We start from the raw sequence: 15,708 nt of genomic DNA, 5'->3' as shown, positions 1-15,708 counted from the left end.
CCCGAGGTGCGGAGCGGTGGGATGCCCGGCTGCTGGGGGAAGCCTGGGCCCTCGTCGCGGGTTGCAGGCCATCTCCCTCCACAGACGCGGGGTCTGTGCTAGGTAGGCCGCCTCTCATTCCTTCGAACATCCATGATCCGGCTCGACAACATCGGCAAGCAGCACGGCCAGCAAATCCTCTTCGTGGAGGCCTCCGCCCAACTCAACCGGGGCGAAAAGATTGGCCTGGTGGGCCCCAACGGCGCAGGCAAGTCCACCCTCTTCCGCATGGTCATGCAGCGCGAGCATCCGGACGAGGGCCAGGTCTCCGTCGACCGGGGCGTGACAGTCGGCTACTTCGACCAGGACGTCGGGGAGATGACGGGCTTGAGCGCGGTGTCCGCGACGATGGACGGCGCCGGCCCGGTGTCGAAGGTGGCCTCCGAGCTCAAGGAGCTCGAGGCCGCCATGGCGGACCCCGAGCGCATGGATGAGATGGAGAAGCTCATCGAGCGCTTCGGCGTGGTGCAGGGCCGCTACGAGGAGCTGGGCGGCTACGCGCTGGAGGGCCGCGCGCGGGAGATCCTCGCCGGCCTGGGCTTCACGCAGGAGATGATGGACGGGGACGTGGGAGCGCTGAGCGGCGGGTGGAAGATGCGCGTGGCGCTGGCCCGCATCCTCCTCATGCGGCCGGACGCGATGCTGCTGGACGAGCCCAGCAACCACCTGGACCTCGAGTCCCTCATCTGGCTGGAGAACTTCCTCAAGGGCTACGAGGGCGCCCTGCTGATGACGAGCCACGATCGCGAGTTCATGAACCGCATCGTGACGAAGATCATCGAGATCGACGGCGGCTCGCTGACGACGTACTCGGGTAACTACGACTTCTACGAGAAGCAGCGCGCGCAGAACGAGCGCCAGCAGCAGGCGCAGTTCGAGCGGCAGCAGGCGATGCTGGCCAAGGAGCTGAAGTTCATCGAGCGCTTCAAGGCGCGCGCCTCGCACGCGGCGCAGGTGCAGAGCCGAGTGAAGAAGCTGGAGAAGATCGAAAAGGTGGAGCCGCCCAAGCGCCAGCAGACGCTGGTGTTCGAGTTCCAACCGCCCCCGCGCTCGGGTGACGACGTGGCGAAGCTGGAGCAGGTGGTGAAGGGCTACGGCAAGCGGCGCATCTACTCGGGGCTGGACTTCCTGGTGCGCCGGGGCGAGCGCTGGTGTGTGATGGGGGTGAATGGCGCGGGCAAGTCCACGCTGCTCAAGCTCATCTCCGGCGAGTCTCAGCCGGATGACGGAGCGGTGACGGTGGGCTCCAGCGTGAAGATGGGCTACTTCGCCCAGCACGCGATGGAGGTGCTCAAGGGGGAGCTGACGGTGTTCGAGTCGCTCATGGAGCGCTTCCCGCGGGCCTCCCAGGGCTCGCTGCGAGCGCTGGCCGGGTGCTTCGGCTTCTCGGGGGACGAGGTGGAGAAGAAGTGCCGGGTGCTGTCGGGTGGAGAGAAGGCCCGGCTGGTGCTGGCGCAGATGCTCTACGATCCGCCCAACTTCCTGGTGCTGGACGAGCCCACCAACCACCTGGACATGGCCACCAAGCAGATGCTGATTACGGCGCTGGCCAACTACGAGGGCACCATGCTCTTCGTGAGCCACGACCGGCACTTCCTGGCGGCGCTCTCCAACCGGGTGCTGGAGCTGACGCCCGAGGGCGTGCACCAGTACGGCGGTGGCTACACCGAGTACGTGGCGCGCACAGGCCACGAGGCCCCGGGCCTGCGGAACTGAGCCGGCGAGACACGAAGCTCAAGTGCTGCAAAGAGAAAGGGCGGCCGTGGCTCCTGTCCACCGGCCGCCCTCTTCATGTCAGGACTTCAGGACTGAGAACCGACGCTCAGTTCACGCCCCAGCATGCGGCGATCTCCGCGCACGCCAGCTCCAGGTTGCCCAGCCGGCGCTGCTGAGCCTTGGGCGCCACGTACACCTTGCCCGCGAACACGTCGAACACGCGCACCAGGCGGTGATCCACCGGCCCCCGCTGCTGCAAGTGCTGCTCCGCGTACATGTGGAGCACCGTGGCGATGTACTGCCCGGACTGCTCGGTCAGCGGCGTGTGCTTGGAGAAGTACAGCTTCAGCAGGCCCGAGTGCATCTCCCCATACCGGTCCACGCTGCGCAGGATGAGCTCCGGGCGAACGTTGATCGTCACCCCCGAGAGCTCCATGGGCGGCAGCTCCGCATCCGCAGGGCTTGCCACCGCGTTCGTCAGCGCCAGCTCGTTGGCCGACACCAGGAAACGCTGGAGCGCCTCGGCGCACAGCGACAGCCGGTGTGCATCGAAGTCCGACTCCGGCGTGGCGTTCAGCATCCGCCGCTGGTGGTAGCGCAGGATGACCTCATCCCGGCCTCCGCACAGGAACTCGACGATGGCCTGCGCGGCCTCGGGATAGCGCAAATACTGCGGGTCCGGCGGGTTCTTCTGCGCGTGGATGATGCGCTTGCGCAGCGCCGGCGTCGCGGTGAGGTACTGCCCCAGCTTGTTGACCGAGACGCACGGATTCTCACGGATTTCAGTCATGAATCGACCCTTCCTTGCCGTTGCGGGAATGGGTAGAGACTACCGGGCAGGTCTGACATTCCTCGGGGCCCCCGGAGGAGGAAACACGCGCGTGAGATACCCCCCTCGGCTGGGACACCTCGCCACCCGCCCCGTGGTGGTGAACCGGCTCGTTCCCACCTATGCGAAAGCCCACCAGATCGACGAGCAGGAGGCCTCCCAACGCCTCACCCGCGCCCTCGCCGGCAGCATCTGGGAGGACCTTCTGGCCGCCACCTGGGAAGCCATGAAGAGCCGTGTGAAGCGCCTGGACGAACAGCGCCTGCTGGAGAAGGTGTTCTCCACCCTCGAGGAGCGCCCCCTGCGCTACGGCCGCGCCGTGGAGCCCACCCCCGCCTGGAGCGCCTTCATGATGCTGCTCGATTTGGAGATCGGCACCGCCGGAGACGCCGCCCGCCGCGTCATGGAGTCCGAGCAGGGCCGGAAGATGATCAGCGTCGGGCTGGCCGAGGCCGGAATGTTCCTCGCCACCGAGCTGACCCGGGGGAAGTGACCCTACCCCCCACGTGGCATTTCCTCGGCCCGTGGGCTGTTCGCTACAGTCGATCCCCTGAGCCGCCAGCCCTGGAGCCACCAGGCAGGCGCCACCAAGAGACCCTGCCTTGCTCGTCCGGTATTCCGACTGGAAGCGCCCCACCGATGCCGCCTACGCGTTCCAGCTCCGCGCCGCCTCGGGAGCCGCCGGGCCGGAGGGGTTCGTTCCCGCCATCCCGGCCCCTGGCACCCAGAGCGACATCCGCGAGGTGGCCCGCCAGGCGCTCGCGGACGGAGAGGCGGAGCGCTTCGAGCGCCGGATCCACCGCTGGAGCGGCCCCGAGGATGTCGTCCCCGAGACCGGCGAGAAGCCCTACGAAGGCCAGCAGCACACCTTCGAGGAGCGCACTTGGAGCGATGCCCTCACGATGAAGGACATCGACGCCGCGCTGCGAGGCATCGTCCTGGTGCTGCGAAGCCCCTCGGGCTCCACCGACTACGTGCTGCGCGACCACCACATGCTCGATGTGGCCCTCTACCACTACCGGACCACCGGCGAGCTTCCGCGCGCCCTCTTCCATGCGGACCGGCACTCGGACTGGTGCAAGGACAACTACCTGGAGACCCGCCGGCCTCAGCAGGCTGCCACCTGGTGGAAGCTCATCGAGGGCCTCAAGCGGCCGGGCGACTCCACCGCCGTCCTCCGGGAGGAGGATGTCTTCTTCACCACCGGAGTGGCCCCTCGCAAAGCCGGGATGAGTGGCCGGGACATCGGCGTCTCCGTGCTCGTGCCTGGATTCCTGGACCCCGACCAGCTCCACTGGCGCCAGGTCCTCGACCAGCCCGGAGCCACCGAGGCCGATTGGGTCTCCCTGGATCTCGACTTCTTCCAGCCCGCCCCCCAGCTCCGCGTCAGCCGAGGGCTGCTCCGGGACTCGCGCTTCCAGGGCCTCGTCACCCGCGCTCGCGTCCGCGTCTTCGTGCTCTCCCCCCAATTCACCAACGGGGGTGACCGGATCGACCCCTGGGAGGTCCAGGGGAACATGCACTCCTCCCTTCGCCTGCTCAACCTGCTACGCCAGCTTCCCCGGAAAGCCCTGGCCAGCCGCTGACACGCCCCGACGTGTCACGACTGACATGTCAGCGCCCTCCGGCGACACGTCGGGCACCCGAACCCTTTCCTCTGCCCTCAAAGTGAAATTCCGCCCCCGCGAAATAGTTGAGTCGCGCTTCACCTTTCCGTGAAACACGATAAGAATCCCTCGTTCGCCGGGCTCGAGTCGTCCCTATCCCTCTATGTCTCAGGACAAAGTCAAAACCCCTGAGCAGGAGCCCTCGGATCAGAAGGGCCCGTCCGAGACGACCTCTTTCATGGGGGGCCCCGCCGCCCCCGCGCCGCCAGGCGAGATGTCCCCCACCAACCTCCGGCCGGACTCCCAGAACGGCGAGAAGTGGTGGGCTCCTCCGGAGTCCTCGCCCGACCCGCAAGCCGCCCAACCCCAGCCACCGCCCCCCGCGGAGATCAAGGATCCGCTGATTGGACTGGTGGTGGGCAGCTTCCGGCTGGTGCGCAAGCTCGGCGGCGGCGGCATGGGCACCGTCTACCTGGGCGAACACACCCTCATTGGCAGCAAGGTCGCCGTGAAGTTCCTCCACGAGCACTTCGCTTCCAACGAGGCCCTCGTCCAACGCTTCCTGGCCGAAGCCCGCGCCGTCAACCTCATCGGCCACGAGAACATCATCAACATCTTCGACATGAACGTGCTGCCCCCCCGGCGGCACTACCTCGTCATGGAGTACCTGGAGGGCAGCCCCCTCTCGGCCATGACGGGCACCCCGCAACAGGCCTCGGTCATCGTGCCGATCCTCACCCAGGTCTGTGACGCGCTGCAGGCGGCCCATCTCAACGGCGTGGTCCACCGCGATCTCAAGCCGGAGAACATCTTCCTCGTCCGGCACGACCGGACCCCCCACTTCGTCAAGGTGCTGGATTTCGGCATCGCCAAGCTGCTGGATGGGGTGTCGCCAGGGCAGACCTCGCTCGGCACGATCATCGGTACCCCCGAGTACATGGCCCCCGAGCAGTGGGCCGGCAAGGGCGTGGACGGGCGGACCGATCTGTACGCCCTGGGCATCATCGCCTACGAGTTGCTCGCCGGGCGCACCCCCTTCGGCAAGGGCGGGCTGGGGAGCCTGCTGCATGCCCACCTGCAGGAGATGCCGGCCGCCCCCCATGAGGTGAATCCCCAGGTGCCGGTCGCCCTCTCGCAGGTGATCATGCGCGCCATGGCCAAGAAGCCGGACGAGCGGTTCCGGAGCGCCAGCGAGATGCGCGCGGCCCTGGAGCAGGCCCTCACCACCGCCACGAACGCCCCGCCCCCGAGGCCCACCGCACCGCCCCTCGCCGCCCATACCCCTCCGGCGCCGCCTCCCCTGCCTGCCGACACGGCCATGGCCATGCCGGCCACCGCTCCGGCCCCACCCCGGCGCTCGCCGGCCCCGGCTCCGGCGGATATCCCCGCGCGGGTGGTGCTCGCCCCTGGCACCGAGCCCGTCCGTTTGACGTGCACGGACCTCAGCCGCGCAGGCGCCTTCCTGTGCACCGAGGGCACCATGCCCCCGCTGCGCTCGCGCGTGTCGCTCATCCTGGAGCTGAAGGACCGGCCCCTGGCCTGCGGGGGCGAGGTCGTCCGCCATGTCACTCCCGCCCAGGCCTCCTCCTGGGGGATGCGTGCCGGCTTCGCCATCCAGTTCGTTGAACTGTCCGCGGAGGCTCGCGACGCCCTGTCCAAGCTGGCCCAGGGGCAGATTCCCTCTCCGGTGGCTCCCAAGCCCGCTACCGTGGACGATCCGCAGGCCGAGGCGCTGCTCACCATGCTGCAGCAGCGCATGAGCACCGATCCCTACGTGCTGCTGTCCCTGCCCCAGAACGCCACCTTCGACGATGTGCGCCAGCACGCCCGCGCCGCCCTGACGGCGCTCGAGAACATCGCCTCCCGCAAGCTGTCCGCCCGGCAGTCGCGGGATCTGTCCGACATGCGCTCAAAGGTGGAGAAGGCCTCGGAATTGCTCGGGCACCCCCGCCAGCGCATCGAGCACGACGCCTGGCGAGCCAACTTCGCCGGTGTGGCCCGCTGCATCTCCAGCGGCCTCACGGCCAGCGAGATCGAATCCCTGCGCGCCCGCTACCTGCTGGCCCACCCCGGCGCGGAGGCGCGAGAGCGCATCCACTCCGCCACCGCGGCCGCGTGGGAGGCCCAGAGCAACGTCCAGTTGGCGCTGGCCGAGTACGAGAAGGCGCTGGCGGCTGATCCGCTCAACCTGGCGCTCCAACAGCGCTACTGGAGCCTCAAGCAGCGCGGGAAGAATACGCCCGCGCCGGACAGCCGCTCCCGAGGACCGGACGTTCCCGGGCTGCGCAAGCGCCCCGGCCGCTCGTAGCCCACCGAGTCAAAGTTCGCGAGAGCACGCTCCAGCGCCGCGGGGGTTTTGCCCGCGGAGGGGCACTGCTATGGCCGAGGCTGCCGTCTTCGCCATCGCGACCTCTCTTGGAGGGCTCCTCCCATGCGCGGCTCCGCGGCCCTGTCCTCATTTGCTCGCCCACGACTTCCTCCCCAGGTGCCGGGGGTGCCCCTTTTGGGCAACCTCCCTTCACTGGTGCGGCATCCGCTCGACTTCCTCGAGCAGGCCCGGCAGCGGCATGGAGACATCTTCCGGCTACGCCTGGGGCCCCGCGAGGCCATCGCGCTGTGCCACCCCCGCCACGCCCAGCACGTGCTCGTGGACCACGGGCGCAACTACACCAAGGGCGGGCCCTTCTGGGACTCGGTCCGGACGTTCATGGGCAACGGGCTGCCCGTCAGCGAGGGCGACTACTGGCGGCGCCAGCGGCGGATGCTCCAGCCCGCCTTCCACCACCAGCGGATCGCCACCCTGGCCGCGAGGCTGGTGGAGACCGTGGACGAGACCCTCTCGGAACACTGGGAGCAGGCGGCTCGCACGGGGGAGCCCTTCAATGCCGCCCAGGCCTTTGCCCACATGACCATGCACCTGCTGGTGCGCATCATGTTCGGCGGCGGGCTGTCCCAGGCCGAGGCGGAAGAGGCCGAGCAGGCCATGGCCTACATCATCCACTTCATGGTGAAGGGGATGGCGACGCACGCACTGCCCTCATGGGTCCCTGTGCCCGGACGGGCGCGCTACCGGGCGGCCATCCGGACCATGGACTCGATCCTCTTCCGGATGCTCGAGCGCGGCGAGCACGAGGATGGCCTCGGCGACACCCTGCTCTCCTTGATGAGCCAGGCGACGGATGCCGAGACGGGCGAGCGGATGACGACCCAGCAGATCCGCGACGAGGCCGTGGCCCTCTTCGTCGCGGGCTTCGAGACGACATCGGTGGCCCTGGCCTGGGCGCTCCACGCGATGACGCAGCAGCCGGAGTTCGGCCAGCGGCTCCAGGACGAGGTGGACGGCGTGCTCGGCCCGCGCGTTCCGGAGTTCGGCGACCTGAGACAGCTCTCCTACACGCTCTGCATGCTGCAGGAGACGATCCGGCTGTACGCGCCCGCATACTGGCTCCCGAGGACGCCCGAGGAGGACGACGAGATTGACGGCTACCGCATCCCCGCGGGAACACTGGTGGGCGTCATGTCGCACCTCATCCACCGCCACCCGGACGTGTGGGAGGCACCCGAGCACTTCGATCCCGAGCGCTTCCGGCCCGAGCGCTCCGAGGGGCGTCCGAGGCAGGCCTGGCTGGGCTTCGGGGGCGGCCAGCGGCAGTGCATCGGCAAGGAGTTCGCGCTGATGGAGGGGCAGCTCATCCTGGCGCGCATTGCCCAGCGCTTCCGCGTGTCGGCCGTGCCCGGGCGAGTAGCGCAGGTGCAGTTCACCACCACCCTGCGAGCCCGGAATGGGGTGTGGGTCCGCTTGTCCCGGCGCTGAGGCCTGTCCGGGGAGGTGCATGTCCCACCCACCGGCAGACCAGGAGCACTGTGCACGCGCCTTGCAGATGAACTCGGCAGGCCCTCCCTCTCAGGGCCGAGACACGGTCCGAGGAAGGCAGCCGCCCATGCTCCCGCAAATCCCGAGCTCTCCCGAGCCGAGCCCCGAGTCCCCGGAGGCATCCACCCAGACAGCGCCCGGCTCGAGCGCGCTCCGGCAGCCGGCGGCCACTCAGCTGCGCGTGGGCCCCGAGGGAAAGGATCCGCTGCTGGGCACGGAGGTGGGGAGCTTCCGGTTGGTGCGCAAGCTGGGCGATGGGGGCATGGGCTCGGTGTACCTGGGCGAGCACACCGTCATCGGCAGCCGGGTGGCGGTGAAGTTCCTGCACCCGCACCTGGCCTCGAACGAGACGCTCGTCCAGCGCTTCCTGGCCGAGGCCCGCGCCGTCAACCTCATCGGCCACGAGAACATCATCAACATCTTCGACATGAGCGTGCTGCCGCCCCGGCAGCACTACCTCATCATGGAGTACCTGGAGGGACAGCCGCTCTCCTCGCTCCTGGGGCGCCCGGTGCCGGCGACGGTCCTCGTGCCGATCCTCACCCAGGTGTGCGATGCGTTGCAGGCGGCTCACTCGCGAGGGGTGATCCACCGGGACCTCAAGCCGGAGAACATCTTCCTGCTCCGGCGTGAGCGGATGCCGCACTTCGTGAAGGTGCTGGACTTCGGCATCGCCAAGCTGCTGGACCACAACGTGGGGCAGGCAAAGACGGCGCAGGGCATGCTCATCGGCACTCCCGAGTACATGGCGCCCGAGCAGTGGATGGCACAGGCGGTGGATGGGCGAACGGATCAGTACGCTCTGGGGCTGATCGCCTATGAGGTCCTCACCGGCCGGCGGCCGTTCCAGGGCACGGGCATTGGCGAGTTGCTGCACGCCCACCTGAGGCAGGTTCCGATGTCTCCGCATGGCGTGAGGCCTGAGGTGCCGGCGGCACTCTCGGACGTCGTCATGCGGATGCTGGCGAAGCGGCCGGAGGATCGCTTCCAGAATGCCGCCGAACTGCGCATTGCATTGGAGCGCGCGCTGACGTCGCCCGCCATGCCCATCGCTCCCACGGTGGTGGCCCAGCAGCCCCCGCTGGCCACGACTCGAGTCGCGGCGACTCCGGTGGCGGGCCTCGCCGCGAGAATGGCACCTGGCCCCATGCCCGCGGTTCGAGCGACTCCGGTGGCTGCTTCCCCTGCCCGAGCCACTCCGATGGCGGCCCCCGTGAGCTGCTCCGCTCCGATGGCGGCACAGGCCTCCCGCACGACTCCGCCCGCGGCACCGACCTCGCAGTCGGTGATGCACCGGCCCGCCGAAGTGATCGCGTGGATCACCTTCCCGCCCGGGACCGAGTCCCGCCGCATGGCTTGCACCGACCTGACCCACGCAGGCGCCTTCCTGTGCGCGGAGGGAGCCCTGCCGCCACTGCGCGCTCGCGTGTCGCTGACGCTGGAGCTACATGATCGGCAATTGCCCTGCATGGCCGAGGTCGTCCGTCACATCCTGCCCGCGCAGGCCGCCTCGTGGGGAATGCGCGCGGGCTTCGCCATCCAGTTCGTCGACCTGTCCCACGATGCTCGGGACGTGCTGGTCCAGGTGTCGCAAGGGCAGGTGCTGGCACCTCCTCGAGCCGCGAAGACCTTCCCGGACGATCCGCAGGCGGAGGCGCTGCTGGGCGCGCTGCTCCGCCACATGAGCGGCGATCCGTACGTGCTGCTCTCGCTGCCCACCGATGCCACCTTCGACGACGTGAATCGCCAGTTCCGCGCGGTCCAGCGCAACCTGGAGGCCATCGCGGCCCGCCCGCTGTCAGCGCGGCAGATGAAGGACCTGGCCGAACTCCGCGCCCGTACGGAGAAGGCAGCGGAGGTGCTTGGGCAACCTCGCCAGCGCATCGAGCACGATGCCCGGAATGGAAACTACCCGGGAGTGGCACGATGCATCTCCAGCGGTGTCACAGCCGCAGAGATCGAGTCCCTGCGTGCGCGCTACCTGCAGGCCCACCCCGGCGCGGAGATGAAGGGAAGGCTTCACGCCACGAACGCAACGGCTTGGGCGGCCCAGGGACATATCGATTCCGCGCTGACGGAGTACGAGAAGGCGCTGAGCCTCGATCCGCTCAACCTGCCCCTCCAGCAGCGCTATTGGAGCCTCAAGCGGCGCGACTCGCGGATCAAGTCACCGTCCGCGAGTGCCGGCCCGGTGCCCGTCCCCCCTTCGGTGGCGTAGGAACAGCGCTCTACTTGGGCATGAAGCCGAAGGCCTTGAGCATGATGAGGGCAATGCCCATCAGGCTCTCTCCTGCGATCAGGCCCGAGCCCACGGGGAACACGGTGGCCTCGGCCAGCTTCGGCCTGCGGCGGCGCAGGTACTCGGCGATGGCCGCGCCGATGAAGAAGCTGATCGAGCTGGAGCCAGGGATGACGATGGCCAGGCCGAAGCCGGCGGCGGAGGGAATGAAGGGCTTGGCCTTCTTGGGCGCCCAGCGATCCAGCAGCACGAGGGCGATGCCCAGCACGGCGCCGCAGAGGGCTCCCACGCGAGCACTCGAGTGCAGCGCACTGAGCCCCACCGAGAGCATCTGGGAGACTCCGGCCCAGACCAGGGCGGACGGCGCGGGGAACTGATCAGTGCCCAGCACGCTCGCGTCCGGAACGAGCAGGTGGAAGGCGGGCACCACGACGATCGCGCCGGCCACCACGCCGAAGAGCTGGCCAATGAACTGCTGCCGCGGATTGGCGCCGAGCAGCCACCCGGACTTGAGGTCCGTGAGCAGATCCGCCGAGTGCAGGCCCACGCCGCCGGTCGCGTTGGCGCTCATGACGTTGGCGGCGACATTGCCTGGAGCCAGACCGCCGTAGATGAGCTGGGTGACAGGCCCCAGCGCCTTGGTGGGGGTGGTGTCCGTCTCGCCGGTGACGCGCGAGGCGATGACACCCATGATGACGGACAGCGGCAACGCGATGATGCCGGCCCACACGGGGATCTGGAACAGGTACGCCATCAGCGCCACGACGATGGGCCCGAGGATGGCGAAGCCCAGGGGGAACCACGAGGGAGGACACTCGATGTCCGCCAGCGGATCCTGCACGGCGTCGGCCTTCTTGCTGAACAGCCCCGTGAGCGCCTTGAACGAGCGCGCCACGCTGCGCCACTGGAACGCGAAGGACAGCAGGCCCGAGGACACGAGCACGGCGGCGCCCGTCCACAGCATCCACGTGTTGATGGCCTTGAAGGAGACGGCGGTGATGAAGCCCTGGTCGAACATGGCCGGGGCGAGGAAGCCGTAGGTGAGCACCGCGCCCAGGAGCATGGACCAGCCCGTCTTCCAGCTCATCAGGCCGCCGGCGCCAATCAGGAGCAGGCTCAAATCGAAGGACAGGCCCCAGTCCCCGGCGGGACGGCCGCGGATGTTGATGAACGGCACGCTCACCTTGGCTGGGATGAACGGCAGGCGCCAGAACGCGGAGACATGGGCATCCAGCCAGGCACTCTTCGCCTCACGCAACACCGCGACGATGGCGCCGACGAGCCCCGCCCCTCCGAGCAACCGCGCCTTCTGGGACGCCTGCTCCCCGTGGCCGTGCAGCGCATTGATCGTCTCCGCGGTGGCCGTGCCGGTGGGGAACGGCAGCGCCTCGATGTTGATGAGCTGGCGCTTGATGGGGATGGCGGCCACCACCCCGAGCGCCGCAACCACGGCGAGCCATACCACCAACCACCCGGTGGAGGGCAACGTTCCGGTGAGCATGAGCAGCGCGGGCACGGCGTGCATGTTGCCGCCGCCCGTCATGTAGCCCGCGGCGGACGCCACCGAGCCCATGGCGTTGTTCTCCAGCGGGGAGAACTCCTGCTTGAAGATGCGCAGCTGGCGCAGGAGGTTGAAGACGGAGAAGGCCAGGATGCAGGCGGTCAGCGTGACGCCCATACTCCAACCCGTCTTGAGGATGACGTACAGGTTGGAGAGGCACATCACCATGCCGATGACCATGCCGGCGATGACCGCGCGCACCGTGAGCTGACGCGCGCCACGTTGATACACGTTCTCCAGCCAGTACCGCTCGGGATCAGCCTCCGGGGAGGCCTTGGCGCCCGGAGGGGCTTCAGCGAGAACGTTCGAGTGCGGCTCTTGTGGGGCGGGATGACTCATGGGGGCCGCAACCATAATTCACCGGCCCCGAATCACCGAGCGCCCCTCAGTAAAGGGCGGACAGGCCCTTCATCAGTCGTGATGGTGGCCGTGCCCATCCGGCCCGTGGGCATGGCCGTGGGTCAGTTCCTCGGCGGTGGCGTCCCGGACGGCGCGGACGGTGACGTCGAAGTGCAGCGTCTTGCCAGCCAGAGGGTGGTTCAGGTCGACAATGACCGTGTCGCCCTTCACCTCGTGGATGCCAATGGGGATGACCTCGCCTCCGTCCGTCTGGGCGGCCAGACGCATGCCCGGCTTCAGCTCGGCATTGGGGGGGAACATGGTGCGGGGGACTTCCTGGAGCCCGCGAGAGTCATGCTCGCCGTAGCCCTGCGCGGGCGGAACGACGACCTTCTTGGTATCGCCAATGCCCAGACCTTCCAGGGCGCCCTCGAGACCCGGAACGATCTGCCCACGCCCGTGGAGATACGAGAGCGGCTGGCCGGGCTCGCTCTGATCGACGACCTGGCCGTCGCCCAGGTGCAGCTGGTACTCCAACGCGACGATTCGGTCCTTGGCGACTTTCATGAGACTGCTCCTTGGGTGCAACGGTGCGTGGGACTGCTTCGGGAAACATTGCGAGCGAACATCGCCGCGTGCACTGCCCTGACGTACCCCCGGCGAGCGAACGAGCCCCTGCGCGGTAGTTCGCTCATCATGGGAGCAGGCAGGCTGTGGGTCGCGTGACGGATCGGGCACTCGGAGGTGGAGTCCCGCATCGGAGCGGGAATCGGTCCGGGTTATAGCGCGCCAGGGCTCACGACAGCCAAGTTCTCGCCCGTGCGGATGATCACGACTCGCGGTGTCGACTGGCGGGCACAACCCTACGAATCCTCCTGTCTCGAGCCCATGTCAGAGGTCTCTGCTTGAATGGGAGAGTCTTGTAACGAGGAGGGTGGCGGGGATGGAACACAAGGGGCTCGTGGCACGGGTGTCGGAGCAGTTGGAGCGGCTGATTGCGCTGGGCCATATGCCCAAGGACACGCTGCCGTCCGAGCGGGTGATGGCCAAACGCTATGGGGTGTCGCGCACCACCATCCGTGGAGCGCTGCAGGGGCTGGCGGCCCGAGGACTCATCGTCCAACACCCTGGGCGCCAGAGTCGCACGGTGGGACTCGGGCAGGCTCTGTCCCTCGAGAGCCTGAAGCTGTTGCTGCCCGAGGGGCGCACGGACCTGGACCGCCGGTATCTGCTGGAGGGCTACTTCTCCCTGAAACGAGAGGTGACAGTGGAGTTGCTGGCGGCCTGCTGCGAACACGCCAGTCCGCAAGACGTGGAGCTGCTCAAGAGTGCCAGCTTTGTGCTCAGGGATGACGCGCGCTGGCAGGAGGAGCCCCGGAGGTGGGCGCAGCGAGAGTTCGAATTGCTGAGGCTGGCAGCCCGAGCTGCGGACCGTCCCGGCCACATGCTGCTCATCGTCACATTGGAGAAGGCCTTCTGGGGCGTGGCCGAGAGCGTGCTGCCCGCCCTGCAAGCGGAGGCTGTCCGAGAATGGGCCATGTTCGTGTTCGACGCGTTGGTCGACCGCGACGCCCAGTTGGTGCGTCGGGAGCTGCCGGCACTGCTGAAGGCGGTGGATGGGCCGATGCTCGACCGCCTGGCCCCTGTCAGCGATGCGCACACGGAACCCGCATCCCCCGCCACGCCCGTGGAGGTGCCCCTGTCCGGCGAGACCGCCGCCGACTGGTATGCTGGCCATACCAGTTCGCAACCCGCTCGGCCGACAGGGCGGCTCCCGTCTCAGGAGGGTCCCGCCGACGAGCCCTCCGCTCCGAGCCAGAACGTGATCACGGGCTCGTTCACCCCACCCTTGGCCGACGGACTCCAGGGTTCCTCCATCAGTTCTGAAGGCCTCCCGGCTCCACGAACTCCGCTCTCAGCCAGAATGAGTTCCACAGCTGGGCCCTGTCCTCCGCCAACCCTGTTTCTTGCCTTGGCGGCTCCTCTCTCCGAGGAAATCCAGGGGGATGGGGATGCCACCGAACTCACTCCTCCACCATGCGAAACAGCAGCTCCTGGCTCAGAGTCTCCGAAGAAGGTTGGCGGCCCACCCAAAGAGGGGAGTTGAGGGAGGCGTCGGGGCGACCAGCACAGTTCTGGTGTCGAGGTGTTCGACAACGGTGTCCTGGGCTTTGCCCCTGCGCATCACGAGGCGGACGGTTCGGGCGCATCCTCCGGGGGGACGTCATCGGCTGGCTCACCACGGGCAACGTAGAGCGCCGCAGCCAGATCGCCCGTCACGTTGAGAGTGGTGCGGCACATGTCGAGGAAGCGATCCACCCCCAGGATCAGGCCGATGCCCTCGGGGGGAATGTTGAAGAGACCCAGGATCATCAGGATGACGGGGAGCGAGCCGGCCGGCACTCCCGCCGTGCCAATGCCCGCCAGCACACAGATGAACATGATGATGGCCTGCTGGCTGAGGCTCAGCGGCACGCCATACACCTGAGCGAGGAACAGGACGGTGACGCCCTCGAAGAGCGCCGTGCCGTTCTGGTTCATGGCCGCGCCAGCGGTGAGCACGAAGCGGGACACGTGGCGCGGCAGCCGGAGGTTCTCTTCCGCGACCTTGAGGGCGGTGGGCAGTGTCGCGCTGGAGGAGGCCGTGGCGAAGGCCGTGGCCATGGCCAGCCGGATGTCTCGGAAGAAGGCGATCGGATTGCGCCCACCCAGGAAACGCACCGAGAGCGAATACACACCGAACATGTGCAGCCCGAGCGCCAGCAGCACCACCGCCACGTACGAGAGGATCTGCCGCAGCACCTCCACTCCGAGCTGCGCCATCACGGAGAAGAGCAGCGCGGCCACTCCATAGGGAGCCAGCCGTAGCACTCCATCAATGAGCCGCATCATCACGTCATAGAGGCCCTGCACCATCTCGCGCAGACGGAGCGCCGCGGGCGTCTGCGTCAACGCCAGCCCCGCCCCGAAGACGAGGGAGAAGACGATGAGCCCAATCATGTCTCCGTCCGCGGCGGTGCGGATGGGGTTGTCCGGCACCATGTTGACGATGAGCGCCGCGGGCGAGGTGCTTCCGGGAGTGGGCGCGGCCTTGAGCGCCGAGCTGTTGCTCTTCGCTGCGTTGCGCGTCTCCTCGCTGATGCCAGCGCCCGGCTGCAGCGTGTTGACGAGCACCAGTCCCAGCAGCACAGCGATGGAGGAAAAGACCACGGTGTAACCGATGGTCTTCAGCCCAAGCCGACCAATCTGCCGCACATCCAGCTCGCACACGCCGATGACGAGCGCGGCGAAGAGCAGCGGCACCACCAGCATGAGCAGCAGGCGGATGAAGATCCGCCCCGCAGGCTGGGTGAGGTTCGTCACCACCCACGTGAGCCAGGCGGAGTCCCCGGCTACCGCATGGGCGATGAGCCCGGACAGCGTGCCGAAGATAATGCCCACGAGCATCTTCTGGTGTGCCTTCATTGCCGCGCAGCCTAGCGATGAATGGGAGTGGCGCATACC

11 protein-coding genes are annotated in these 15,708 nt (G+C 68.1%); 7 read left to right on the top strand and 4 right to left on the bottom strand.

What is annotated here, in order from left to right; all coding sequences use genetic code 11:
* Positions 1–132 precede the first annotated feature (132 nt).
* Positions 133–1,755 (top strand): ABC-F family ATP-binding cassette domain-containing protein, encoded by a 1,623-nt coding sequence (locus tag KY501_RS42305; RefSeq protein ID WP_224369801.1) that lies wholly within the window; start codon positions 133–135, stop codon positions 1,753–1,755.
* 106 nt (positions 1,756–1,861) lie between these two features.
* On the opposite strand, the gene KY501_RS42300 is transcribed toward KY501_RS42305, so the two are convergent.
* Positions 1,862–2,545 (bottom strand): hypothetical protein, encoded by a 684-nt coding sequence (locus tag KY501_RS42300; protein WP_224369799.1) that lies wholly within the window; start codon positions 2,543–2,545, stop codon positions 1,862–1,864.
* 91 nt (positions 2,546–2,636) lie between these two features.
* Between KY501_RS42300 and KY501_RS42295 the strand changes: the two genes are divergently transcribed.
* The 5 genes from KY501_RS42295 (at position 2,637) to KY501_RS42275 (ending at position 10,283) form a co-directional block, all read left to right on the top strand.
* Entirely contained in the window at positions 2,637–3,077 is a 441-nt protein-coding gene (locus KY501_RS42295; RefSeq protein WP_224369797.1) for a hypothetical protein, read from the top strand.
* 109 nt (positions 3,078–3,186) lie between these two features.
* Positions 3,187–4,170: a hypothetical protein gene (locus tag KY501_RS42290; protein ID WP_224369795.1), complete on the top strand. Its 984-nt coding sequence runs from the start codon at positions 3,187–3,189 to the stop codon at positions 4,168–4,170.
* A 295-nt stretch (positions 4,171–4,465) separates the two neighbouring features.
* Complete coding sequence (locus KY501_RS42285) at positions 4,466–6,499, top strand: serine/threonine-protein kinase (protein WP_224369793.1); 2,034 nt, start codon at positions 4,466–4,468, stop codon at positions 6,497–6,499.
* Between the two features lie 123 nt (positions 6,500–6,622).
* The gene (locus tag KY501_RS42280) at positions 6,623–8,005 is read left to right on the top strand and encodes a cytochrome P450 (protein WP_224369792.1); all 1,383 of its coding nucleotides are present in this window, start codon (positions 6,623–6,625) and stop codon (positions 8,003–8,005) included.
* Positions 8,006–8,132: 127 nt separating this feature from the next.
* Complete coding sequence (locus tag KY501_RS42275; protein WP_224369790.1) at positions 8,133–10,283, top strand: serine/threonine-protein kinase; 2,151 nt, start codon at positions 8,133–8,135, stop codon at positions 10,281–10,283.
* A gap of 10 nt (positions 10,284–10,293) precedes the next feature.
* On the opposite strand, the gene KY501_RS42270 is transcribed toward KY501_RS42275, so the two are convergent.
* Both KY501_RS42270 and KY501_RS42265 read right to left on the bottom strand, forming a co-directional pair.
* On the bottom strand, positions 10,294–12,204 hold the full coding sequence (locus KY501_RS42270; RefSeq protein ID WP_224369788.1) for an OPT family oligopeptide transporter: 1,911 nt from the start codon (positions 12,202–12,204) through the stop codon (positions 10,294–10,296).
* Positions 12,205–12,276: 72 nt separating this feature from the next.
* Positions 12,277–12,771 carry an FKBP-type peptidyl-prolyl cis-trans isomerase gene (locus tag KY501_RS42265; protein ID WP_224369786.1) on the bottom strand — a complete coding sequence of 165 codons (495 nt, stop codon included), beginning with the start codon at positions 12,769–12,771 and terminating at the stop codon, positions 12,277–12,279.
* A 376-nt stretch (positions 12,772–13,147) separates the two neighbouring features.
* On the opposite strand from KY501_RS42265, the gene KY501_RS42260 reads away from it, so the two are divergent.
* A complete protein-coding gene (locus KY501_RS42260; protein WP_224369784.1) occupies positions 13,148–14,311 on the top strand; it encodes a FadR/GntR family transcriptional regulator in 1,164 nt (387 codons plus the stop codon).
* 77 nt (positions 14,312–14,388) lie between these two features.
* Here the strand turns inward: KY501_RS42260 and KY501_RS42255 are convergent, their stop codons facing one another.
* Positions 14,389–15,669 (bottom strand): dicarboxylate/amino acid:cation symporter, encoded by a 1,281-nt coding sequence (locus KY501_RS42255; protein ID WP_224369782.1) that lies wholly within the window; start codon positions 15,667–15,669, stop codon positions 14,389–14,391.
* Positions 15,670–15,708: the final 39 nt, after the last annotated feature.

The organism is Hyalangium versicolor (genome assembly GCF_020103695.1).
Classification (GTDB): Bacteria; Myxococcota; Myxococcia; order Myxococcales; family Myxococcaceae; genus Hyalangium; species Hyalangium versicolor.
The sequence above is the reverse complement of the archived record's forward strand: the minus strand, read 5'-3'. Positions and strand labels throughout refer to the sequence as shown.